The sequence below is a fragment of the Winogradskyella arenosi genome, assembly GCF_003337305.1.
GTDB classification, from domain to species: domain Bacteria; phylum Bacteroidota; class Bacteroidia; order Flavobacteriales; family Flavobacteriaceae; genus Winogradskyella; species Winogradskyella arenosi.
On record NZ_QPJO01000002.1, the window covers coordinates 314,618 to 336,088 of the forward strand.

Here is a 21,471-nt window from a genome sequence, read left to right on the forward strand (position 1 = left end):
AAAGCTTCAGATTATTTCTAAAGCTTTTTTGTAATGTCTTTATGTAGCCTTCGTCCAAGACGCTAACTTAAAACCATATTATGAAAAAAATAATTTACGTATTCCTTTTAGCTGTCGTTAGTGTAGCTTGTAAAAATGAAACAAAACCTGAAACAACAACTGTTGTAGAAGTTGAAGACTTCGCTACTGAAACAGTGATCACAAGTATTTATCCAGAATCGATTACTAAAGTGTTTAATGCGCACGGAAGTATTGACGCTTGGAATAAAATGCAAACCCTTTCTTTTTCTATTGAAAAACCTACAGGAAAAGAAGTGATCACAGAAAATCTTATCACAAGAGCAGAGCGTATAGAGACGCCAAGTTATACTCAAGGTTTTGATGGTGAAACATTATGGGTTAATGAAAAAGATGGTAAAGAATTTAAAGGGAAGCCAAAATTTTATAAAGGTTTGATGTTTTATTTCTACGCCATGCCATTTGTTTTAGGTGATAATGGTATTCATTACAGCGAAACTGAGGCTTTAGAGTTTGAAGGAAAAACCTATCCAGGGATCTTAATTTCTTACGAAGCAGGAATTGGTGATTCGTCAAACGATCAATATAAGATTTTCTATGATGCAGAAACAGGACAGATGCAATGGTTGGCGTACACCGTTACGTTTGGAAAAGAAGAAGGTAGTCCAGATTTTCACTTTATAAGATATAACAATTGGCAAACGGTGAATGGTTTGTTGGTGCCTCAAAGTATTGATTGGTATAAATATGAAGATAATACGCCAACCGAAAAACGAAATACCGTTGCTTTTACAGATGTTGTTATTTCTGAAAAAGCTCTAGAGTCTACATTATTTACACAGCCTGAAGGTGCAAGAGTGATAGAGTAATCGATATAAATTACAGATGAGGTTCTTTACTTCATTCTGAATGACATAAAAAAAGCGAGCCATTTGGCTCGCTTTTTTTATTTAGGTTTCATATCAATCTCTATAGATGGTCCCCTCGAGGGGACTCTAGGGGTGTAATTAATCGGCTTGGTTAAGTTTCTTAGAGTAACGTCTCCAAAGTTCTGTTTGATGAGTTTCTAAACTTAAGCGTCTTCCGTCAATAAAGGCATGTGTTAAGATATTAGTTCGCATATCTAAGGCATCTCCTTCACTAATAAAAAGGGTTGCACTTTTGCCAACTTCAAGACTTCCGTAAGCCTTGTCAATACCTAATATTTTAGCCGGATTTAATGTTATAAGCTGTAAGGCTTGCGCTTTCGTTAAGCCATGAGCAACTGTTGTACCCGCATAAAATGGAAGGTTACGAGAATTCATACGTTCCATTTGTCCACTTGGTTCTAAGGCTACTAAAACACCGGCGTCTACAAGTTGTTTCGCCAATTTATATGATTGGTCGTAATCATCATCTTCTAGTTCGGGTCTTGAGTGGATGCGTCTTAAGAATACAGAAACATCATTCTGTTTTAAAAAGTTTGCCACTTTTCCAGCTTCATAACCGCCTACAATCGTGAGTTTTTCAACCTCTTGTGCTTTGGCGAAATTTACAGCATCAGTAATTCCTTTTTCATTATCGGCATTAATATAAAGGTGTTTAGATCCGTCAAATAATCCTGCTAAGGCTTCAAAAGGTAAGTGTAGTTCTTTGGAATCTCCGTTGTTGTAACTTTTAGATTCGTTAAAATAATTCGAGAGTTCTTTCACTTGTTTGTTGTACTCTTTATTCGGTTTTAAACCCGGGTCTTCACCCAACCACCAGCGGCCACGTCTAAAACTACTTGGCCAGTTTACATGAATACCATCATCCATTTTTATCACGGCATCCTCCCAATTCCAAGCGTCGTATTGTACCACCGATGAGGTTCCTGAAATACGTCCTCCACGTGGAACGACTTGTCCAAGGAGCACTCCATTAGGGCGCATAGATTCAATGACTTTAGATTCTGTATTATAAGCAATAATACTTCTAATATGAGGGTTGTAAGTCCCTAATTCAGACAGGTCGTCAGAGGCCTTTACGGCATCAACTTCTACCAAGCCTAATGTACCATTGGCTACAATAAAACCAGGATATACATGTTTGCCTTTGGCCTCTATGATGTCTATAGCTTGTTTGGTAAGTGGTGTTGAGGCTTCGGGTCCGATTGTGGTAATCTTGCCATTGCTCACAACGATGACACTGTTTTCTATGATGTTTCCATTTCCTATATGAGCTGTAGCGCCTACAATAGCAAAATCTTTGGTTTGCTTCGGTGCGGGTGTTTGTTGTGCAAAACCTAAAGTGATACACAGCAAAAACAGAAGCAGGTTGATGTTATATTTATTTTTCATGTTATTTCGTTTTTTTAGTGAACGTGAGCATCCATAGTGTCACAATGCATTAATTTATCTTCTTTCCTTTTTACCGGCTGTGTTTTTAAGCCTTTGTTTTTATCTTGAAGCATTAAATTAATAAGTTCACTCTTTTCTGTTTTTATAGCCTCTTGTAATTGTTTATCGCGGGCTAAATCAAAATAAGTAACCCCTTCAATAATCGTTTTTTCGGCTTTAGCGTAAATAGAAAGAGGGTGATCGGTCCATAAAACTACATCGGCATCTTTCCCCACTTTAAGGCTTCCTACTTTATCATCTAAATGTAACAGTTTGGCAGGATTTGAGGTTACAAATTTCCAAGCCTCTTCTTCACTAATTCCACCATACTTTACCGATTTAGCAGCCTCTTGATTTAAACGACGAGACATTTCTGCATCATCACTATTTATAGCTACAGTAACACCAGCATTGTGCATAATAGCGGCATTATACGGAATGGCGTCATTCACTTCATATTTGTAAGCCCACCAATCGCTAAATGTAGAACCACCAACACCGTGTGCTTTCATTTTATCAGCAACTTTATAACCTTCAAGAATATGGGTAAACGTATTAATTGTAAAGTCGAATTGCTCAGCGACTTTCATTAACATGTTAATTTCACTCTGTACATAAGAATGACAAGAGATAAAACGTTCCCCGTTTAAAATTTCGGCAAGCGTTTCCATTTCAATATCTTTTCGGTAAGGTTGACCACTTTTCTTTAAAGCATCGTAAGCTTTAGCTCTCGTAAAATAATCGACAAAAACTTGTTCTACACCCATTCGAGATTGTGGAAAGCGCGTATTTGTTCGGCTTCGAGATTGTTTTACATTTTCACCTAAAGCAAATTTGATGAATTTAGGAGCATCGTCATAAATAAGATCTTCGGCAGCTTCCCCCCATTTTAATTTAATAATTGCAGAGCGTCCCCCAATTGGGTTAGCCGAACCATGTAAAATTTGAATAGAAGTCACACCACCGGCTAAATTTCTATAAATGTCTATGGCTTCATCATCAATAACATCTTCAATAGTCACTTCAGCAGAAGAATTTTGGCCTCCTTCATTTATAGAAGCGGCTGCAATATGCGAATGCTCATCAATAATACCGGCGGTAAGGTGTTTGCCTGTAGCATCGATAACACGCGCCTTATTATGACTTAAATTTTTCCCGATTTTAGAAATTTTTCCGTCTTTAATTAAAACGTCTGTATGTTCTAAAATACCATCTTTTTCATTGGTCCAAACTGTAGCATTTTTAAATAATAGAGTTTCGGATTTTGGTTTTTTAGTAAAACCATAGGCCAAATTAGGATAGGTGATAGGGCTCATAAACGGTGCCTTTGCAGCACGTTCCTCGTCTTTTTCTGCTTCGGTATTAGCGGTTTCTTCTTTTGGAGTTTGTTCTGCAACAAAAGGTAGGGCAATACCATTCGCTAAGATGGCTTTACCATTTAAGGTTTTAGAGTTGGCGGTATTAGCCACCACTCTAATAAAGGTATTAGCTGTAGTGTCGGTCGTTTTAAAGGTAAGGTTAATCCAATCGGCTTTATAACTTATTTTAGCGCCTAGGCTTTTATCCTTAAGTTCCACTTTAGCTTTGGGCTTTTTAGTGCTTTCCGAAAGCGTTAGTTGATAGGTTTCTCCAGCGAGATTAAAGGTGTACTGCCCATCAATATTGGTAATATGTTTGTTATTAATAATGTGTGGAGTGCCTTGTACCCAGTTTTCGTATAGCACGGTCTTCTTATCAAAAATATCACCATTTGTAATTAGAAAGTTGGCGTAGCTTCCGGTTTTTAAGCTTCCTAATACGTCAGATTTTCCCATAAGGGCTGCAGGAATAGTGGTTAAAGCTTCTAGCGCTTTTTGTTTAGAAAGTCCGTTTTCAATAGCTTTTTGTAGGTTAGACGTAAAGGTTTTCTTTGATTTTAAACCGTGGGTCGTTAAGGCAAAGTTTATGCCGTTTTCGGCTAATAACCTTGGATTGTGTGGCTCTTGATTCCAAGAACGCATAGCGCTTAAAGATAAGGTGTTGGCGTAAAAAGGATCTTCAACATCATAGGCCAATTGAAAATCTATGGGTAAAATGATAGTCGCATTGGTTTGTTTTACCTCGTTAATACGTTCATATTCATCACCACCACCAAGAATGGTATATTGAACGTTAAAAGCATCGCCTACTTTATCGGCACGCATAAGATTCGCTCTACTGCCGGCGTCAAAAATTTGTAGTAAGTTTTTGTTTTTATTTAAAGCCTCTAAGGATAGATCTTTAGTTTCTATATGGCCATCAGCATACCATTTAGCGTCAAGGTACATCTGGCGCAGTAAGGCCATACTTCCCATGATGGAAGACGGGTATCGTTGTCTCGATTTTACACTTTTTGAAAAGGATAAGTGCTGGGAGATTTTTCCATCTACAATACGCATGGCATTATCGGCATTATTATTTAAGGCAATTAAAGCACCTGTCCCGCGGACTACACCATCGGGGATATGCGTATTAACGACGCCAAATCCTAATTGGTGCAGTTCTGAAGCCGATTTTTCATCGTATTTAAATTGACTCATAACATCTTGCTCTGGCATAATATGGTCATTCCAATAAAAGCCACTTCTACTCGGGCCATATTGTGGACCATCACCACCGCGTTTAGGCTTTTCAATACCAAATGTCGTGTACAGATCTATAAAAGAAGGATAGATTGTTTTGCCAGAAAGATCAACCTTAGTGGTGTTGTTGGGAAGTTTTACTGAGGTTCCAACTTTTACCACTTTTCCATCTTTTATTAAAAGCGTGGCCTGGTCTAAAACTTCAGTTGGTGAGACGTGAATTGTGGCATTTGTAAAAGCCGTGTAATTGGTGTTATGTGCAATAACGCCTGTATTACTCGGAAAGTAATCTTGTGCAAATAATGAAAAACTGCACATAAAAATGAGCAGCCGTAAATGTACTTTAATCATATACTGAATTGGTTTAGTTAGAATTTTAAATATAGGAATTAAACCGCTTTAGGGCTTTAAATTTGAATTTTTTAACGTTTTTAGCATGGTCTAGAACGTCATGAGAAGCCTGTGGTTTAAACTTTAGGCTCTTAGAGAATTCTGTAATAAAACGTGACAGATAAAAACTTATAAAGTTCTATTCTCGTAATAGTTAACCAATAAGGCTACAACGTAACTATAGCTTTTCATACCATCAGATTGGTTATTGGCCTTTAAAAAATTATCAAAAGTCGATTCAAAAATGGGTTCAATAGGGTTTTCGTAAGACCTCCAGAATGTTTGGGTTTCTTGATAGTTTTTAAGTATTCCTGGATGTAAAGTAGGGAGTAGGCTATTGTAACGATCCGGATTCCTTTTAAAAATTTCAGCTAAACAATACCTAAGCGCGAAGGTATAGCCGGAATATTTAAAATAGAGGTCGTCGTTATGTATGGCGGCTAAACTGCCAATAAAGTTGGCTTCATTCTCAGCGGCAAAACCTAATTGATGTGCGGCTTCATGGCATGAAGTAGTAGGGTATTTGTAAGTCGGAATTAAACCGTTTACTTGAGCTTCATTAGTAAGAGGATTTAAGTAGCCCGAAAACCCCATGTAGGTTAAAGGTAAACTGTAAATTGATTTTTTAATGCTAACGGGCTCATAGTTAAGTTGTGGATAGTCTTGAGCTAAATTTTGATACCCATCTTTAACCTTATTTAAAATTTTAGGTTTGGAATAAGGCATCTCAATTTTTAAAGTATCATTGTTAACTAATTGGGTATGAATACCATTTGATTTCTGGATTAAGCGTTCCGTAAACGCCAGTAATTGTTCCGTACTATATTCGGGGTTAAGTTCTAAAGATTTGTATAATGGTTGACGGTAATAGTTAAACCCCCAAAAACAATGAAAAGCAAAATACACCAGTGAGAGCGTGGCACCAATATCTAAAAGCCATGTTTTTGTGGCTGTAAAAGGTTTTTTACGGTTTTTAATGAGCCATCTTATAATGGCGATACTTGCCAGGGTGTAAAAGAGATCTCCAATAGAAAAAGGAGCCCAACCAAAAGCATAGCGCATGGCTTTGGCACAATACACATAGATACCGTTACTGTAAAATTGTTCTACAAATTCGGGAAAATGTTTCAACTGCGATAAAAAAAGCAACTGAAGTCCAAAAAATAGAACGAGAATGAGTTTTAGGTGTTTTTGCATCATTCAAAAATAGAAAAAACATTGTATTTTCTTCTTGTTTTTAGGTATAGAAACAAGTTGGAATTCGCCTTAGAAGAGCCAAACGTATTTTGTACCTTTGTGCATCTAAAAATAAGATTTATGAGTTCAGAAATAAGAGCCTTAGAGCCAAAAGCATTGTGGAATAAGTTTGCGGATTTAAATGCGGTACCGAGACCTTCAAAAAAGGAAGAGCGCGTTATTAAATTTATGAAGGACTTTGGAGAAGGTTTAGGTTTAGAAACGATTGAAGATGAGGTTGGTAATGTGATTATCCGTAAGCCAGCCACCAAAGGAATGGAAGATCGTAAAGCCATTGTAATGCAATCGCACTTAGATATGGTGCATCAAAAAAATAACGATACCGTTTTCAATTTTGATGAGCAAGGAATTGAAATGTTTGTAGAAGGGGACTGGGTTAAAGCTAAAGGGACAACCCTTGGTGCAGATAATGGTCTAGGTGTAGCAACAATTATGGCTATTTTAGAAAGTGATAGCATTGCGCATCCGGCATTAGAAGCTTTGTTTACTATTGATGAAGAAACTGGAATGACCGGTGCTCAAGGTTTAAAAGGAGGATTACTTCAAGGTGAAATTCTTTTAAATTTAGACACAGAAGAAGATGATGAGATTGGTGTAGGCTGTGCTGGTGGTGTTGATGTTACGGCTACACGTACTTATGAAGAAGAAGGAACTCCAGAATTTAAGATAGGGTATACCATTACCGTTAAAGGTTTACAAGGTGGACACTCTGGGATGCAAATTCATGAAGGATTAGGAAATGCAAATAAACTCATGAACCGTTTATTATTTGATGGTTTTGAAAATTACGGTTTGCGTATTTCTGAAATTGACGGTGGAAGCTTAAGAAACGCGATTCCTAGAGAAAGTAATGCTATTGTTGCAATTGATGCTATACATGAAGCGTTATTTGAAACTGAAATGGCGGCTAAAGCAGAGGCTTTAAAGTTTGAGTTTAAAACCATGGAGCCAGATTTAGAAGTGCTTGTTTCTAAAACCGAAACTCCTGAAAAAATAATGGATTTAGGTGTGCAAGAAGGCTTAACGAGAGCGTTGTATGCTGCGCATAACGGTGTTTATAGAATGAGTCCAGATATTGAAGGTTTAGTTGAAACTTCTAATAATATTGCTCGTGTTATTATAAAAGATGGTGCTGTTAAAATTGGTTGTTTAACGCGTAGTTCTGTAGACAGTACAAAAGAGGATTTAGCCAATATGTTACGTGCTACCTTTGAATTAACCGGATGTGAAGTTGAATTTTCTGGTGACTACCCAGGTTGGGCGCCTAATATGGATTCTGCCATTTTAAAGGTCATGGTACCTATCTATGAGCGTTTAAATAATGGTGAAAAACCTCATGTTGCTGCTTGCCACGCCGGATTAGAATGTGGGATTTTAGGTACCAATTACCCAGAGATGGATATGATTAGTTTTGGTCCTAATATTAAAGGGGCACACTCACCAGATGAACGTGCTCAAATTTCTTCAGCACAGAAGTATTGGAATTTTGTTTTAGAAATTTTACAACATATTCCTAAAGCTTAGGACGTCTAAAAGACGAAGCGATGATAAAATAAAAAAGCAGCTGTAATTAAACAGCTGCTTTTTTTATGAGTTGAAGTCTTAAGATTACTTCTTAATACTTACCAATTCAATATCAAAAATTAAGTTGGCACTTGCAGGAATTACAGGAGGATTTCCACGCTCTCCGTAACCTAAATAATAAGGAATAAAAACTCTGGCTTTATCACCGATTTTCATATTTAACATAGCTTCTCTAAAACCTGCAATTAAGGTAGCGGTTTCGTTATAAGGCATATCAAAAGGTTTGTAACGACCGGCTTTATCTTGTCTTTCGTCATATTTACCGTTTTTCTCAGCGACTTCTTTCCAAGTGGTCCAGAATAATTCACCGTTTTCTAAATAACCAGCACAATCAATATTAACACGCTGTGTTGAGTTTGGTTTTACGCCATTACCTTCATCTAAAAAGATCATAGCCATTCCTGTTGGCGATTCTATTTTTCTACCGTCTAATTCTTCATTCTTTTTTAAGAATTCAACTTTGGCTGCATCAGCTTTAGCTTTAGCAGCTATTTTAGCTTCTTCGGCTTTCTTTTCAGCTTCTAATTTTGCTGCTTCAGCACGTTCCTTAATTTTTGGTAATTCTTCTGTGAAAACTTTAGGAGCATCAAACTTTTTCGCCGCTGTTCCTATTCTAATGATGTTCAATTTTTCAATAACAACATCTTCTAAAGGTTTGTTAGTTCCACGTTGTACTTTTACATTAGAGATGGTATCTAAAACATTAAGTCCTTTTACCAATTCTCCGAAGACCGCATGACAATAAACTCTAGGGTTAGAACAGTCTTTTAAATTACCGTTAGCATCGTAGCCGTCTAACCAAGGTGTTGCTTTTTCAGTAATAAAAAATTGACTCCCGTTAGCATTAACGCCTGGATTAGCCATAGATAATATTCCTGGTTTGTTATGCTTAAGATCTTTTACTAATTCATCTTCAAATTTGTATCCTGGATCTCCAGAACCTGTTCCTGTTGGATCTCCACCTTGAATCATAAAATCATTCATTACACGGTGAAAAGTTAATCCGTCGTAATACGGTTTTCCTTGGAATTCTTCTTTTACTAAAGGATGATTTCCTTCTGCTAAGGCTACAAAATTAGCCACCGTTACTGGGGCTTGATCGTAAAACAATTTTGCCACCATGGTGTCTTTATTGGTTATAAACTCGGCATAAATACCATCTCCTAGGTCGGCATAACGCTCTTGGCAAGAAATATTGACCAATACTAATAATACAACAAATACAGTAAGTGCTTTTTTAATCATTTTTTTGGGTTATAGTGTTTAAAGTTACTTTGCAAATTAACGGAATATTAGTTCCTATTTTATAGTCATCTCCATAATATCCAAACGCTTTTTGCGATGGAAATATAAAGGTAGCTGTTTCTGAGGGTTTTAAAAGTTTTAAACCTTCTCGTAATCCGGTGAATAATTCTTCCTTGTCCATCGTATAGGTTTTAGAAGTGTTCGCGTAAATTTCTTCACCTTCTAAATTAGACACATCAAAATTAAAGGTAACCACATCACCAAAAGTAGGTTGAATGGTATCGCTTTCAATCTTATGATTGTAGTGGTACCAAAAACCGCTTTCAGAAGCGATATAGTCTTTATCGGGATTATTTTTTATAAGTTTTGAAATTTGCTTGTGCTCTAAGGCATTCAGTTTTTTACTGCGTTCTACAGAGGCCTTTAAAAAGGAGCCCGATTGAACGGATTCTGGTAAGCGGGGCTCAGGGCCTTTACAGCTTAAACATGCAAGCAGCACTACGGCTAAAAGAGGCAGGGTTTTCATGTTATACGTTTTTATTTTCACGTGTGAAGATGGGTTTATTGGGACAATTCATCTTTATACTGTGGTAATATACTAATAAAATTATTTACCGTAGTTTCCATATCCGTTTCGCTACGTCCGCCAGCGGCATTTGTATGTCCGCCACCGTTAAAATGGGTTCGTGAAAAGGTATTCACAGAAAAATCACCCTTACTACGTAAAGAGATCTTTATAATCTTATCTTGCTGACTTTCAATAAAGATAGCCGCAAAAATAATACCTTTAAGCGATAGGGCGTAGTTTACAAAACCTTCAGTATCACCTTTTTTATAATTAAAGGCATCGAGTTCCGCTTGGGTTAACGTTATATAGGCCGTTCTTAATTCTGGAATCACCTTTAAATTTTGTAAAGCTCTCCCTAAGAGTTGTAAGCGGCTATAGCTGTTGGTATCGAAGGTATTATTATGAATTTGAGAATTGTTGGCGCCTTTAGCAATAAGTTGTCCTATTACTTCATGCGTTCTATTGGTTGTTGCCGGAAAACGGAAAGATCCCGTATCGGTCATAATACCTAAATATAAACAGGTGGCAATATCTGCGGTGATACATGCCAAATCATCTAGCATTTCTATAAAATTGTAAACCATCTCACAGGTAGAAGACATGCTTACATCTGAATACATATAGGTAGCATAGTCGTCAGGTTGTTGGTGATGATCTATCATTATCATGGTAGCGGTCGCTTTTTCTAAAGCTTCAGCCATCAATGGTCCTGTACGGTGAAAGGCATTAAAGTCTAAAGTAAATATAAGCTCAGCTTCTTGTAACAGCGCGTTACAAACTTGCGGTTGTGTTTCGTGTTTTAAAACGGTATCATCTCCGGGTAACCATTTTATAAAATCAGGATAGTCATTAGGAGCAATAACTGTAACCTTATGGTGGTGTTGTTTTAAATAATGGTAAAGTGCTAGTGTAGACCCCATAGCATCGCCATCGGGATTTCTATGGGGTACAATTACAATAGCTTTAGGACTACTGAGTAGGTCTTTTAAATCTGAAATTTCTGTTTTTGTCATAGTAGGCGAAGATACGTTTTTTAGATATTTTGATTGAGGGTTTTATAACGAAATTAAGACATTGTTTTGAAATGAATTGAAAGGTCTAACCTATTCATTTTTTTTATAAAATGGTAATGTCTGTTTGAATTATTCTGAGAAAGGCCGCAAAATAGGGGAAAGGCCATTCATGGATTTAAGGCAAGGATTCTAGACCGAAAGGCTTTAGAGCCTATTTTAGTAACAATAATTTAATAAAAACAGGCCTTGATTTGTTAGAGAAATACATTACTTTTGCAGCAAATTTAAAAAAGATACATGGCAACTAACAGAACATTTACAATGCTAAAGCCTGATGCTGTTGAAAAAGGACACATTGGCGCAATATTAGAAAAAATTTCAGCTTCAGGATTTAGAATCGTAGCAATGAAATTAACGCAAATGACTAAGGCTGACGCTGAGGAATTTTACGCAATTCATAACGAAAGGCCATTTTTTGGTGAATTAGTAGAATATATGACTCGTGGCCCTATCGTTGCAGCTGTTTTAGAAAAAGAAAATGCTGTTGAAGACTTTAGAACTTTAATCGGAGCAACTAACCCTGCAGATGCAGCAGAAGGAACAATCCGTAAGTTATATGCCGCTTCTATCGGTGAAAACGCTGTTCATGGAAGTGATAGCGATGAGAATGCAGCTATTGAAAGCGCTTTCCATTTTGCAGGTAGAGATATGTTTTAAGCATTATACATCCCATAAAAAAAAAGACCGTCTTTAAGAGATGGTCTTTTTTTGTCCCAATTTTAAGGGGTGGCCTTGTTAAAATACGATATAAAAAAAACACCTGCTTTTTCAAACAGGTGCTTCACCAACAAAAAAACTCAAAAACATCATGAAGATTTCATGATCTGATTAATCTTAAACAAAAATTAATCTTCTCTGTCAGTTTTCTTTCAACATAACTTAGTCTGCTTCCCCACACTAAGGTTGAAAGGTTTTAAAAACGGTAACTTACTGTCCCTTTAAGAAATAACGGAGTTCCTGGTGTAAAATGGATTTCTTCAACAGATTGTGCTTCGTTTTGCAAACGAGATTCGGTGGCAAACTGCGTTTCATTCCACTCCACATCAAATAGGTTTTCTATGGCAATTCCGAAGGTGACATTATTAATGGTGTAATTCGCGTTAAAATCGGTCACCATATAGCCTTCAGCAACAATAGAATTGTCTTCATTAGCCGCTCTATCATCTAAATATCTAAAACGTAAACCTCCTGAAAAGCCTTTGTAATCATCCACAGCAAGACCTCCTACTAACGTGAAATCTGGCGCTAGAGGAATGTAATCTTCACCGTCTGCTTCTTCAATGCTTCTCGCATGGGTGTAGGTTGCATCCGTATCTAAGAATAACCAATCGTTAAGTTGATAACGTAAGCCTAAATCCACACCTAAACGACGCGTTTTTCCGCTAGGCTCTACAATTCCGGCATCGCCCACGTACACAAATTCTTGTTCTAAAAAGAGATACCATAATGCTGAGTTAACCACTAATTTTGGAAAGGGTTTCCAGATGGTTCCTAAATCTGCACCATGAGAGCGTGGTAAAATATCTTCTCCACCATTAGCCACTACAACTCTAGTGTCGTTGGAGTGAAATCCTAAGCCAGACTTAAGGTATAACTGTAAATTATCTTGTACGGTATAGTAGAAATTTAATTTAGGACTTAATAAGGTTTTTGTTTCCGATAGGGTTTCATAATTTGTTTGTAAAGCATCGTTATACATAAATTTGAAATAATCGAAACGTAAGGCTGGGGCAATTTTAAATTTTCCAAAATCAAAAGTCGCATCTACAAAAGCATTAATATTAGTTTGGTTAATGTCACCAAACTGAATACGCTCTAAGGTGGTACTTCTGTTTAATGTTCTTGAAAGTTCTACATCGTCAGAGATGTCATGTCTTAAGCCTAAGCCAGAGGTCAGGATTAATTCCGTGTCTCCAAGATTGGTGTTATGGGTTATAGCGGTATTGACACCAAAGATATTTCGATCTTCTTTTTGAAAGATTTGATCACCATTAACAGGGTCTTCTAAGAAAAAGGTGAAGTTTGAATAGAGTTCAAAAGCGTAATGCGAATAGAATGCATTAGTACTTATAGAGGTATGATCTGAAATGTACTTATCAAAGCTAGCATTAAGATTGGTACGTTGGGTTTCACCGCCTTCGGTATCGTCAATCGCTCCAAATCTAGAAATATTACCGTTATCGACTTCACGTTGTGGAATTTGCCCTGAAGCGTCCCAACGGCTTGTAAAATGCGAAGCAGTTAAGGTTAACTTATCATTTTCTGGAGAAAAGTGAACGTATTTTCCGAAGAGGTTAAGACGGTTAAAATTTTGAGGCGATTCAAAAGGTCCATCGGTACTAATGTATTCTAAGGCAACATAAGCGTTTTGGTTCTTTGTGTCTTCTAGTAAATCGAATAAACCTACGGTTCTTAAGCTATTAAACTGTCCGACAGAGAATGAAATTTTACTAGTTTTTAGGTAATCTTTAGTGCTGAAATTTACATAACCTGCGGTGTTAAAATCACCTTCTTTAGCATAATAAGCCCCTTTTCCGAAGTCAATTTTATTGACCGTTTCTGGGATTACAAAATGCAGGTCACTGTAACCTTGCCCATGGGCGTGAGACACCATATTTACAGGCATCCCATCTACTGAAATAGAGACATCGGTACCGTGATCTATATCGAAGCCTCGTAAAAATAACTGTTCAGCTTTTCCGCCACCGGCGTGCTGACCTATAAATAAGCCAGGAACTTTCCTTAAGACTTCTTGTGAAGAATTCACCGGAGTGATGTCTAAATCTAATCGGGAAATCGTACTCACGGTATTTAACTCTTCAGAAATGAGCATCTCATCTAACTGAAACGCTTTTTCTTCTAAAACGATTTTAAGTGTTGCTACTGCTTCTAGTGTTATAAATTTTGTTTTGTAACCGAGCAACCCAATTCTTAAGGAATCACCTGGTTTAGTATGTTTAATTATAAATACGCCATTTTCTGAAGAATGCGCATGGCTTTCTGAGCTTTGGTTATAAATATAAGCGGCTTCTAAAGGTTGGTTAAGTTCATTGACGATAAGACCTTTCTGATTTTGGGCCTGCGTGACAAATAGAAAACAACAGAGTGCAATAAGAATAAAATAATGTTTCATGCTTGATTTTGAGGTGGTTACTATAATTGATTGATTTTTTGTTTCATCAGCGGTCCTAATTCATAGAGACTTGCTAATAATTCAGTCTTCAAAGGTAAGATTTTATCTGTGTTTCCGGAAGCTTTGTAGATTTCTGCAATGTGATATAATACGGCAGGTTCAAAGGTTTTTCCAACAACAAATTCATCCATAATAGCTTCCGCTTTAGCGACCTGTCCTTGTTTATAATAACTCCAAGCTAGTAAGTCGTAAGATTGGGGAGTGGCTCTGTTTTCTATTTCGCGTTTGGCTAATTCTAAAGCCCGATCAGGATTCTCTAAATCTTCAGAAAACAAGAGCACATTATATTTATTATACATTTCGCCGTACAACTTATTGTCAATAGCAGCGAGGTAGTGGTTTAAGTGTTTGGTTTTTAGTGAATCGTTATGCTTATATTCGGCGATTTCAGCTTTAAATAGGTCGTAATCTGGAGCGTTATAGTATGTGGTAATATGGTTGAGAATTCTTAGGGCCTCATCAGGGTTATTATCATTAGCATAAGCGATCCAAGCAATGCCTTTTTTTGCATAGGCATTATTGGGGTCTAAGGCCAAAGCTTTTAAGTAATAGGTGTACGATTTGTTAATATTTCCGGCATGCCCGTAAAAGTCCGCGCTATTGGTATACGACCAGAGTTTAAGGTTTTTTAAATTTGAAGCTTCTGCAATAGCGGTTGCTTCTTCCATATGTTCTATGGCTGTGTCAAGGTTGCCCTTGTGATCTTCTAGTTTAGACAAACGGAGAAGGTAATCAAAGCTTGCCTCGTTTTTTATGTCGTTAAGGTAGGCTTCGGCGTAGATATAATTTCCTAATTCTAAATGCACATCAAAAAGCATTTTCTTAGTGCTATTTAATTTTTCGCCATTTTTTTCGGCTTGTTTTAATAAGACTAAGGCCTCCTTAAAACGATGTTGCGAAATATAATTACTGGCGATTTGTCTTAAAAGTCCGGCGTCCGAATCTTTAACTATAGCCTTAGCTTTGAGCAGGTCATTTTCAGCATCAATTAGATAGTTAATGTTTCCGGTGCTATTAAACACCTTGGTTTTGGCTTGGGCTCTACTGATAAAATAGGCATAAGGGCTACTGCTATTTTTAATTTTTAGGGTCCAAAAATCAATATCGTCTTGAAGGTCTTCAGCAGTTATAGCCGTGTTGAGGTAGGTGTTATAATCTGAGGATTTGGCGACCGTTTTTGAATCACAGCTCCATAAAGAAGCAATTATGAATAGGGGAAGGATATGTTTAAGTTGCATAATAGTTGTTTTTTGAGTTGCTGTTTTGATGTGGTTTTTAATTAGAAATAAGCTAAAATGAGAAAGTAAAATCTCATTTTAGCTTTTGTATTTAAAGATTTACCAAGGCGAAGCGAGGTAAGGGAAAGACGTTAAAAACGTTTTGTCGTTAGCGGCAACATTATCGCTTGTTAACCCTGGGTATTCTGGGTTGGTTAAACCATCTTCACCACCAAAAATTAAGATTAACTCCACGTCAATAACATCGTCGGTAAGGTTTCTACCAGTTAGGATATTAGTACCATCAAAAAAGGTGGTTGGAGCATCTAAGGATACCGTGAGAACATCAGTAGCTAAAACGCCTGTAAATTGTTCGGCTGTAAATCCTAAAGCATTGGCATCTTCTGGTGAGGCTGGATCGTAAGCAGGACTCAAGGCTTCTAATTTAGCTTGAAATGCAGCTTGAAATGCAGCTCCCATTTCAGAAGGAACGGTCGTGTTAAACGTATCTTTCATACCGTCGTTTACAAAGACCGTATTAATCGCTGGTCTACCCATTTGATCTTCTTGCATGTAAGTTCCAGAGAAATTAATTTCTGTTGGTGCAGTTGTATTGTCGTCATCGTCGCTACAGTTTACGGCTACTAAAGAGACTGCAATGGCAAGGCTTAATAATTTTATCGTATTGAATTTCATAATTGTATATTTTTAAATGTGTTTATAGTGCTTTATCGTCTAAGGATAAGATTCACTTTTTAAAGTGATTTCTTAGTGGAAAGCCAATGGGGTTTATTGTTTTCTTTTAGATTCTACCCAAGTTTTAATGGTACCTGAACCGCCAATCATTGATTTTGGAACTTCTACCACAACAGACAATACGTTGGTTCCGGCAAAAGTATCATCTCCAGGATTGTTAAAGCCTGAAGCATTTCCAGCGATGATTTCTGTGTAGGTGTTAAAATCGAAAAAGAAAGGATCATCTCTAGGGCCTGCGAAAAACTTCATACCCCCAAATTCTTCAACAATTGCTGACGCTCCGTAGCTGGTAATATCTACAACAGCAGCATTTGATGAGGTTGAAACAATAGTACTATTAAGTCCAGTTTGCGCTGGTGCTGTTGGTCCAAAGAAATACATTTTACCATCTCTTGGTGTGGCTTGGATCACTAAATCTTCAACATTGTCATCATCGGTATCAATATTAAATTCCAATAAAACGTTTTCATCAAACGTAGCACTGCTTGTCGCGTTAGGTGTTAGTAAACCTTGCACATTAGCTATTAATACTAAATTGGAAGTTTCTTCACCTCTAAAGGCATAAAAGTCGGTAATGTCACTTGTTCCACCTTGAACGGCAGGAGCATCTATATGATCTGCTGCGATGGCTACAAATGTGGCGATACTCAATACCGCTGTGGCGATTAAAATTTTTGTTTTTTTCATCATTTTTGAGATTTAGTTAATTATTTATTTTTGTCTCTGCACTACCTACGCAAAAATGTAAATGCCGGTTTTGTTAAAATTTTGTTAATGAAAAAAACATGGGCTATTTCGTTATAATGAATTAACTTTGAATTCTATAAACTGGATGTTATGAACCCATCAGCAAATGGCTGGATAAAGAAATTACTTAATGAGGTGTCTGAAACCATGTATTCTGAGACCGAGGATAAGGTGTTCTATGGGGACTTAAAACAAGCAGGATTTATTTACGGAAGCAATATTAAAATTGTATTAAATATTGTGAAACCCTTTGATCTCAGTGAGGAGGAGCGTTGTAAAATTAATCTGTTATTAACCTTTTATTTTGTTTTCAGTAAGGCGCGAACAGATGAAGGTTTTACCGAAAGTCTTATACGGTATTACAAAACTATTAGTGATCAGAAACGGTCGTTTTTTGAAGATTTATTTAGTGACAAATCGCCCGATAGTTTGCTTGAAAAAATCATTCATAAGCGCATTCATATTGATGATAATTTTATTTCAAAAAGTTTTAATTATTTCTTAATTAATGCCCTTTTGTTTGTTGATGTATTAGGTTATCAACGTTTTTTAAAAGAACCGAATGCGATTAGATCTTATGTGACGCGTTTAGAATTTGCTCTAGAAACGATTGTATTTTCGGTTATTGAAAATAAGTCTGAAAAATCGGAATATGATAATAACCTTATTCGTTTATTTGAAAGTTCTATAAGGCATAAAAATGCTGAAGTTTTAAATTACAAGGATGCTATTGCTAGTATTTATACGCCTTTAGAAAAGTTATATGTTGTAGACTTGGTCTGTATGGCTTCATGGACGGATAAAGTTATTGATGATGAAGAACAGGCCTTTTTAAAACAACTAAAAGCCGATTTAAATATAGATGCTAGCATTATTTTAAAATCTATTACAGATATCAATCTGTTTTATGATGAACATAAGCATGAAGTAGCCTTTTTAAGTTCTAAAAATTTAGCTCAAAGTTTTTATGATAACAGTACTAAGGTGGTGGCTAAATTAATACATCGCAATAGTAAACGCTTAATTAAGGAGTTGTCTGAGAGTAAAGAAGCCCTGTATTTACTGACACAGTCTACTCAACGAAACCTCACAGACGAAGAGCAAAAAAAAATACAAACCCAACTTATGGATATCTTTAAGTCTATACCGAGTTTGGCCATTTTTATGTTGCCCGGAGGGATGTTATTGCTGCCTTTATTTATAAAATTTATTCCTAAATTATTGCCTTCGGCCTTTGATGATAATCGCATTGAGGATAAGCCATAATCTATTCTAACCAATTTTTAAAATCCTTAACACGTTCTCGGGCTACAATGATCTCTTGGTCTTTATAGTGCTGCAATTTAATTTGTAGTCTAGAGTTGGTGTAGCTTATAATATCTTTTATCGCATTGATATTAATATAGAATTTACGACTGGTTCTAAAGAAAATATCGGGTTCTAAGTCGTTTTCTAATTGATCTAAAGTCGTATCTAAGAGGTAATTTCTGCCTGTATTGGTGTAGGCGTAGGTCCCTTTATTTTCGCTGTAGATACATTCTATATCTTCAATATTAATAAGTTTTAAATGTTGCCCGACTTTAACCGAGAACCGTTTTTTATAATCGCGTTCAATGGGGTTGACCAATAGGTTTTTAATATCGTTAAAGTCAAGGGTTACGGCTTGTTTTTTCGGTAATCTTACGCTGTATTTTTCAACCGCTTGGGCTAAATCATCATCATCTATAGGTTTTAGTAAATAGTCAATACTATTCAGTTTGAAGGCTTTTAGAGCATATTCATCATAAGCCGTGGTAAAAATTACTGCCGATTTAATTTCTACGGCTTCAAAGATTTCAAAAGATAAACCGTCACTGAGCTGTATGTCTAAAAATATCAAGTCGGGATGCGGGTTATTGTTAAACCAATCTATAGCTTCTTCAACAGAATGCAATAGCGTTTCTGCATGAATTTCTAAGCTGTTTAATTGACGCTGTAAACGTCTAGCTGATGGTTTTTCGTCTTCAATAATAATTACATTCATAAGATTTTGCTGTAGTTTTAAACAATGTGCTTCATTAAGGGGGGCATTATTCCCAAAAGGTGTGTTCTTCTTTTTCTTGCTCCAAATACTGTTCTCTTTTGCGATCTTCCCAATTTTTTTTAAAAATAGAACGTTTTTTAAAAACAGTTAAGCCGTGAACAATAATAAAAACGGTCCACGCCACCATAACGCTGAGGTTAAGGCTGATAATATTATTTTTATAAGGACCTGCTACAATGTACAAATTGTATAAAAGTAGTCCTATTACAATACAATATCCAATGAGGTGAATATAAAATATTTTAACTTTACGAAGCTGTGCTTTTGCTTTTTCAAGTTTATCTTGATCCTGAGTTGACATGCTGTTTTAATTTAAGGTGTTCACTGTTGATTGGCGAGATTATTCCCAATGTTGCTCTTCATTCTTCATATACTTTTCGATTTTACTTTTTTCCCAATTTTTTCCGAATAAGAAATCGGAACCAAAAACCCCCAAGAAATGAAAAAGAAGACCAATTCCCCAGAAAAACGCTGTGGCGTAGGTGCCAAAAGTGCTAAACCCTTCACTCGAGTTTATACCAATCAGTACAATTAAAAAGATGTTCACAACAACATAGCTTACGGCGTGCCAGTAAAAACCAACGATAGCATCTACTTTTTTCTTCGCCCTTAAATAGGCTTCCTCTTTTTTGAAGTCGGTATTCGTTTTCGGGTTGTCATACGGTTCTATAGAATATTTTTTCATAAGACTAGAATTTAAGGGTTTTGTAATTCATCTTTCATGAACTCTTCAATTTTTTTAGCTCTCCATTCGGCGCCAAAGAACACAAGGATTTCAAACGCAGATAGGGCATGGAGTACAAGAGCTACACCCCAAACCATCCAAGTAATGAGTGTTGAAAAATCTATTAAAGCTTCCCAAAAAGTTTCACCGTTGTTCAGGTTATTTATGATTTTTACGGCAGAAATAACGGTGTTTATCACAACAAAAACACAGAGGTGGGTGTAGAAATCTTTTAATTTTTCCACTTTAGATTTTGCTCTTTGATACGCGTTGTTAGAATAATGTGGTTTCATCGTTTTATTAATTATAACGTTTCGTGTCTTTTTCTTTTCGCATGTATTCTTCAATTTTTCGGGCTTCCCAATCCGATCCAAAGGCTTTATGATTGACAAAGACTTTATAGGCTTGTAAGCTTAGGGCTAAGCCCCAACCTAGCATGGGAAACCAAAACCATTGTATGGTAAAATAGGAGTAACGGTACCAAATAAAAATTAAAAAAGGAATGACCACACAGTAAGAAATTAGGCTGTAATAAAAGGCTTTAAGTTCTTCTACACGCTTTCTGGCTTTTACGTAATCGTTATTAAGTCGGGCTTCTGATTTTTCTATCGTTCTAATCATTGAAATTTGTTTTGTTAGCATAGGGAGCGCAACTAAAAAGTCGTTCTCTCTTTGGTTAATTTGTATTTTTCTGTTGGTAAGCAAAGCATACCGTTGTTTTATGTTTTCTAAGCCAACCCCGCTACTTTTTTTAATAATCTGCTTGGGTTGTAAGTTGTTCATCACTACTAAGTGGTTATTGTCTTCATATATAATTATATGTAATGGCTTGGTAGATGTGACCATATTATGTTTTACAGCATTTTCTAAAAGTAACTGTAAGGCAAGCGGTACCACCTTACTTTCTGGATTTGTGGCTTTATCTGGGATCTCAAAAATGATACTATCTTCAAAGCGCATTTTTAAGAGTGACATATAAGTTCTTGCAAAATTTAGCTCCTCATCTACGGTAACCAATTCTTTGTTTTTTTGCTCTAAGACATAGCGATAAACTTTAGATAAAGAGGTGGTGAATTTTTGGGCATTTACAGGATTTTCTTCAATTAAGCTCGTAAGTACATTTAAACTGTTAAACAAAAAATGAGGATCTAACTGATTTTTTAAAGCGTCAAATTTTGCACTAGCGGTTCCGGCAATAACCTTTTGCTCTTTAATTTTATTTTTCTGGTAGCGATTATAAAAATAAATAACATGAAATATGGTAACGATGGTTAAAGTAATCCATAAGCCAAATGAGTAACCTTGCCATGATTCTCTTTCAAAAAATGTTGTTATAGCCATGTTGTAAATCACCGTGGAAATAAATAACCGAAGGGTAAATAGCACGATTAAGGTTAGGACGGTAGATCCTATAATCCCGTAGATAATACGTTTTAATATGTCGTTATTTTCCCACTTTTGTTTTTCCATATAATCGAAAAACCCCATGTTAGTATAGCCTAAAGCAAAGGCATATAATTGGTAGAACCCAAAGTCGGTAAAAAAATCACTGACCTTTTTATAGTCAAACCCATTAGATAATAGATTGCCTATAAGATAAACGGCTGTACCTATTAGAAACGTGAGTATAATTTTTTTTAAAGACTTTATCATAGTGTA

General features: G+C 36.3%; 19 protein-coding genes. 4 read left to right on the forward strand and 15 right to left on the reverse strand.

Annotated features, from left to right (window positions below):
• Positions 1 to 80 precede the first annotated feature (80 nt).
• The gene (locus tag DFQ08_RS06060; protein WP_114308920.1) at positions 81 to 887 is read left to right on the forward strand and encodes a DUF6503 family protein; all 807 of its coding nucleotides are present in this window, start codon (positions 81 to 83) and stop codon (positions 885 to 887) included.
• 138 nt (positions 888 to 1,025) lie between these two features.
• Here DFQ08_RS06060 and DFQ08_RS06065 read toward each other — a convergent pair whose 3' ends face one another.
• The 3 genes from DFQ08_RS06065 to DFQ08_RS06075 form a co-directional block, all read right to left on the reverse strand.
• Positions 1,026 to 2,336, reverse strand: coding sequence for an amidohydrolase family protein (locus DFQ08_RS06065; protein ID WP_114308921.1), 1,311 nt, complete (start codon positions 2,334 to 2,336; stop codon positions 1,026 to 1,028).
• Between the two features lie 14 nt (positions 2,337 to 2,350).
• Positions 2,351 to 5,326 carry an amidohydrolase family protein gene (locus DFQ08_RS06070; protein ID WP_245935389.1) on the reverse strand — a complete coding sequence of 992 codons (2,976 nt, stop codon included), beginning with the start codon at positions 5,324 to 5,326 and terminating at the stop codon, positions 2,351 to 2,353.
• A gap of 168 nt (positions 5,327 to 5,494) precedes the next feature.
• Entirely contained in the window at positions 5,495 to 6,565 is a 1,071-nt protein-coding gene (locus DFQ08_RS06075) for a DUF3810 domain-containing protein (protein WP_317048377.1), read from the reverse strand.
• A 117-nt stretch (positions 6,566 to 6,682) separates the two neighbouring features.
• Between DFQ08_RS06075 and DFQ08_RS06080 the strand changes: the two genes are divergently transcribed.
• Positions 6,683 to 8,146: an aminoacyl-histidine dipeptidase gene (locus DFQ08_RS06080; RefSeq protein ID WP_114308924.1), complete on the forward strand. Its 1,464-nt coding sequence runs from the start codon at positions 6,683 to 6,685 to the stop codon at positions 8,144 to 8,146.
• 84 nt (positions 8,147 to 8,230) lie between these two features.
• Here the strand turns inward: DFQ08_RS06080 and DFQ08_RS06085 are convergent, their stop codons facing one another.
• From DFQ08_RS06085 to DFQ08_RS06095, 3 genes are read right to left on the reverse strand one after another with little or no spacing between them, the layout of a single operon-like run.
• Positions 8,231 to 9,451 carry a peptidylprolyl isomerase gene (locus tag DFQ08_RS06085; RefSeq protein WP_114308925.1) on the reverse strand — a complete coding sequence of 407 codons (1,221 nt, stop codon included), beginning with the start codon at positions 9,449 to 9,451 and terminating at the stop codon, positions 8,231 to 8,233.
• Entirely contained in the window at positions 9,444 to 9,977 is a 534-nt protein-coding gene (gene gldI / locus DFQ08_RS06090; RefSeq protein WP_114308926.1) for a gliding motility-associated peptidyl-prolyl isomerase GldI, read from the reverse strand. The genes DFQ08_RS06085 and gldI overlap by 8 nt, the downstream gene beginning before the upstream one ends.
• Before the next feature lie 35 nt (positions 9,978 to 10,012).
• A complete protein-coding gene (locus DFQ08_RS06095; RefSeq protein ID WP_114308927.1) occupies positions 10,013 to 11,032 on the reverse strand; it encodes a DHH family phosphoesterase in 1,020 nt (339 codons plus the stop codon).
• 297 nt (positions 11,033 to 11,329) lie between these two features.
• Between DFQ08_RS06095 and DFQ08_RS06100 the strand changes: the two genes are divergently transcribed.
• On the forward strand, positions 11,330 to 11,749 hold the full coding sequence (locus DFQ08_RS06100) for a nucleoside-diphosphate kinase (RefSeq protein WP_114308928.1): 420 nt from the start codon (positions 11,330 to 11,332) through the stop codon (positions 11,747 to 11,749).
• Positions 11,750 to 12,005: 256 nt separating this feature from the next.
• On the opposite strand, the gene DFQ08_RS06105 is transcribed toward DFQ08_RS06100, so the two are convergent.
• The 4 genes from DFQ08_RS06105 to DFQ08_RS06120 form a co-directional block, all read right to left on the reverse strand.
• Positions 12,006 to 14,225: a TonB-dependent receptor gene (locus DFQ08_RS06105; protein WP_114308929.1), complete on the reverse strand. Its 2,220-nt coding sequence runs from the start codon at positions 14,223 to 14,225 to the stop codon at positions 12,006 to 12,008.
• Positions 14,226 to 14,245: 20 nt separating this feature from the next.
• Positions 14,246 to 15,523, reverse strand: a complete 1,278-nt coding sequence (locus DFQ08_RS06110; protein WP_114308930.1) for a tetratricopeptide repeat protein — start codon at positions 15,521 to 15,523, stop codon at positions 14,246 to 14,248.
• A gap of 99 nt (positions 15,524 to 15,622) precedes the next feature.
• Positions 15,623 to 16,198: a DUF4331 family protein gene (locus DFQ08_RS06115; RefSeq protein WP_114308931.1), complete on the reverse strand. Its 576-nt coding sequence runs from the start codon at positions 16,196 to 16,198 to the stop codon at positions 15,623 to 15,625.
• Positions 16,199 to 16,291: 93 nt separating this feature from the next.
• Entirely contained in the window at positions 16,292 to 16,945 is a 654-nt protein-coding gene (locus DFQ08_RS06120) for a DUF4331 family protein (protein ID WP_114308932.1), read from the reverse strand.
• Positions 16,946 to 17,095: 150 nt separating this feature from the next.
• Here DFQ08_RS06120 and DFQ08_RS06125 point away from each other — a divergent pair, with 150 nt between their 5' ends.
• The gene (locus DFQ08_RS06125; RefSeq protein ID WP_114308933.1) at positions 17,096 to 18,271 is read left to right on the forward strand and encodes an LETM1-related biofilm-associated protein; all 1,176 of its coding nucleotides are present in this window, start codon (positions 17,096 to 17,098) and stop codon (positions 18,269 to 18,271) included.
• A 1-nt stretch (position 18,272) separates the two neighbouring features.
• On the opposite strand, the gene DFQ08_RS06130 is transcribed toward DFQ08_RS06125, so the two are convergent.
• The 5 genes from DFQ08_RS06130 to DFQ08_RS06150 are packed head-to-tail and all read right to left on the reverse strand — an operon-like array spanning position 18,273 to position 21,465.
• Complete coding sequence (locus DFQ08_RS06130) at positions 18,273 to 19,028, reverse strand: LytR/AlgR family response regulator transcription factor (RefSeq protein WP_114308934.1); 756 nt, start codon at positions 19,026 to 19,028, stop codon at positions 18,273 to 18,275.
• 46 nt (positions 19,029 to 19,074) lie between these two features.
• A complete protein-coding gene (locus DFQ08_RS06135) occupies positions 19,075 to 19,389 on the reverse strand; it encodes a 2TM domain-containing protein (protein ID WP_114308935.1) in 315 nt (104 codons plus the stop codon).
• Between the two features lie 39 nt (positions 19,390 to 19,428).
• The gene (locus DFQ08_RS06140) at positions 19,429 to 19,773 is read right to left on the reverse strand and encodes a 2TM domain-containing protein (RefSeq protein WP_114308936.1); all 345 of its coding nucleotides are present in this window, start codon (positions 19,771 to 19,773) and stop codon (positions 19,429 to 19,431) included.
• An 11-nt stretch (positions 19,774 to 19,784) separates the two neighbouring features.
• Positions 19,785 to 20,105 carry a 2TM domain-containing protein gene (locus DFQ08_RS06145; RefSeq protein WP_114308937.1) on the reverse strand — a complete coding sequence of 107 codons (321 nt, stop codon included), beginning with the start codon at positions 20,103 to 20,105 and terminating at the stop codon, positions 19,785 to 19,787.
• Positions 20,106 to 20,112: 7 nt separating this feature from the next.
• Positions 20,113 to 21,465, reverse strand: coding sequence for a histidine kinase (locus tag DFQ08_RS06150; protein WP_114308938.1), 1,353 nt, complete (start codon positions 21,463 to 21,465; stop codon positions 20,113 to 20,115).
• Between the last annotated feature and the right edge of the window lie 6 nt (positions 21,466 to 21,471).

What these genes read in the sequence shown, in the direction of transcription:
- DFQ08_RS06115 (WP_114308931.1), bottom strand. Translation starts at nt 16,198, where the DNA reads ATGAAATTCAATACGATAAAATTATTAAGCCTTGCCATTGCAGTCTCT.
- gldI (WP_114308926.1), bottom strand. Translation starts at nt 9,977, where the DNA reads ATGAAAACCCTGCCTCTTTTAGCCGTAGTGCTGCTTGCATGTTTAAGC.
- DFQ08_RS06150 (WP_114308938.1), bottom strand. Translation starts at nt 21,465, where the DNA reads ATGATAAAGTCTTTAAAAAAAATTATACTCACGTTTCTAATAGGTACA.
- DFQ08_RS06140 (WP_114308936.1), bottom strand. Translation starts at nt 19,773, where the DNA reads ATGAAAAAATATTCTATAGAACCGTATGACAACCCGAAAACGAATACC.
- DFQ08_RS06095 (WP_114308927.1), bottom strand. Translation starts at nt 11,032, where the DNA reads ATGACAAAAACAGAAATTTCAGATTTAAAAGACCTACTCAGTAGTCCT.
- DFQ08_RS06105 (WP_114308929.1), bottom strand. Translation starts at nt 14,225, where the DNA reads ATGAAACATTATTTTATTCTTATTGCACTCTGTTGTTTTCTATTTGTC.
- DFQ08_RS06080 (WP_114308924.1), top strand. Translation starts at nt 6,683, where the DNA reads ATGAGTTCAGAAATAAGAGCCTTAGAGCCAAAAGCATTGTGGAATAAG.
- DFQ08_RS06060 (WP_114308920.1), top strand. Translation starts at nt 81, where the DNA reads ATGAAAAAAATAATTTACGTATTCCTTTTAGCTGTCGTTAGTGTAGCT.
- DFQ08_RS06065 (WP_114308921.1), bottom strand. Translation starts at nt 2,336, where the DNA reads ATGAAAAATAAATATAACATCAACCTGCTTCTGTTTTTGCTGTGTATC.
- DFQ08_RS06130 (WP_114308934.1), bottom strand. Translation starts at nt 19,028, where the DNA reads ATGAATGTAATTATTATTGAAGACGAAAAACCATCAGCTAGACGTTTA.
- DFQ08_RS06100 (WP_114308928.1), top strand. Translation starts at nt 11,330, where the DNA reads ATGGCAACTAACAGAACATTTACAATGCTAAAGCCTGATGCTGTTGAA.
- DFQ08_RS06120 (WP_114308932.1), bottom strand. Translation starts at nt 16,945, where the DNA reads ATGAAAAAAACAAAAATTTTAATCGCCACAGCGGTATTGAGTATCGCC.
- DFQ08_RS06110 (WP_114308930.1), bottom strand. Translation starts at nt 15,523, where the DNA reads ATGCAACTTAAACATATCCTTCCCCTATTCATAATTGCTTCTTTATGG.
- DFQ08_RS06075 (WP_317048377.1), bottom strand. Translation starts at nt 6,565, where the DNA reads ATGATGCAAAAACACCTAAAACTCATTCTCGTTCTATTTTTTGGACTT.
- DFQ08_RS06125 (WP_114308933.1), top strand. Translation starts at nt 17,096, where the DNA reads ATGAACCCATCAGCAAATGGCTGGATAAAGAAATTACTTAATGAGGTG.
- DFQ08_RS06135 (WP_114308935.1), bottom strand. Translation starts at nt 19,389, where the DNA reads ATGTCAACTCAGGATCAAGATAAACTTGAAAAAGCAAAAGCACAGCTT.
- DFQ08_RS06070 (WP_245935389.1), bottom strand. Translation starts at nt 5,326, where the DNA reads ATGATTAAAGTACATTTACGGCTGCTCATTTTTATGTGCAGTTTTTCA.
- DFQ08_RS06085 (WP_114308925.1), bottom strand. Translation starts at nt 9,451, where the DNA reads ATGATTAAAAAAGCACTTACTGTATTTGTTGTATTATTAGTATTGGTC.
- DFQ08_RS06145 (WP_114308937.1), bottom strand. Translation starts at nt 20,105, where the DNA reads ATGAAACCACATTATTCTAACAACGCGTATCAAAGAGCAAAATCTAAA.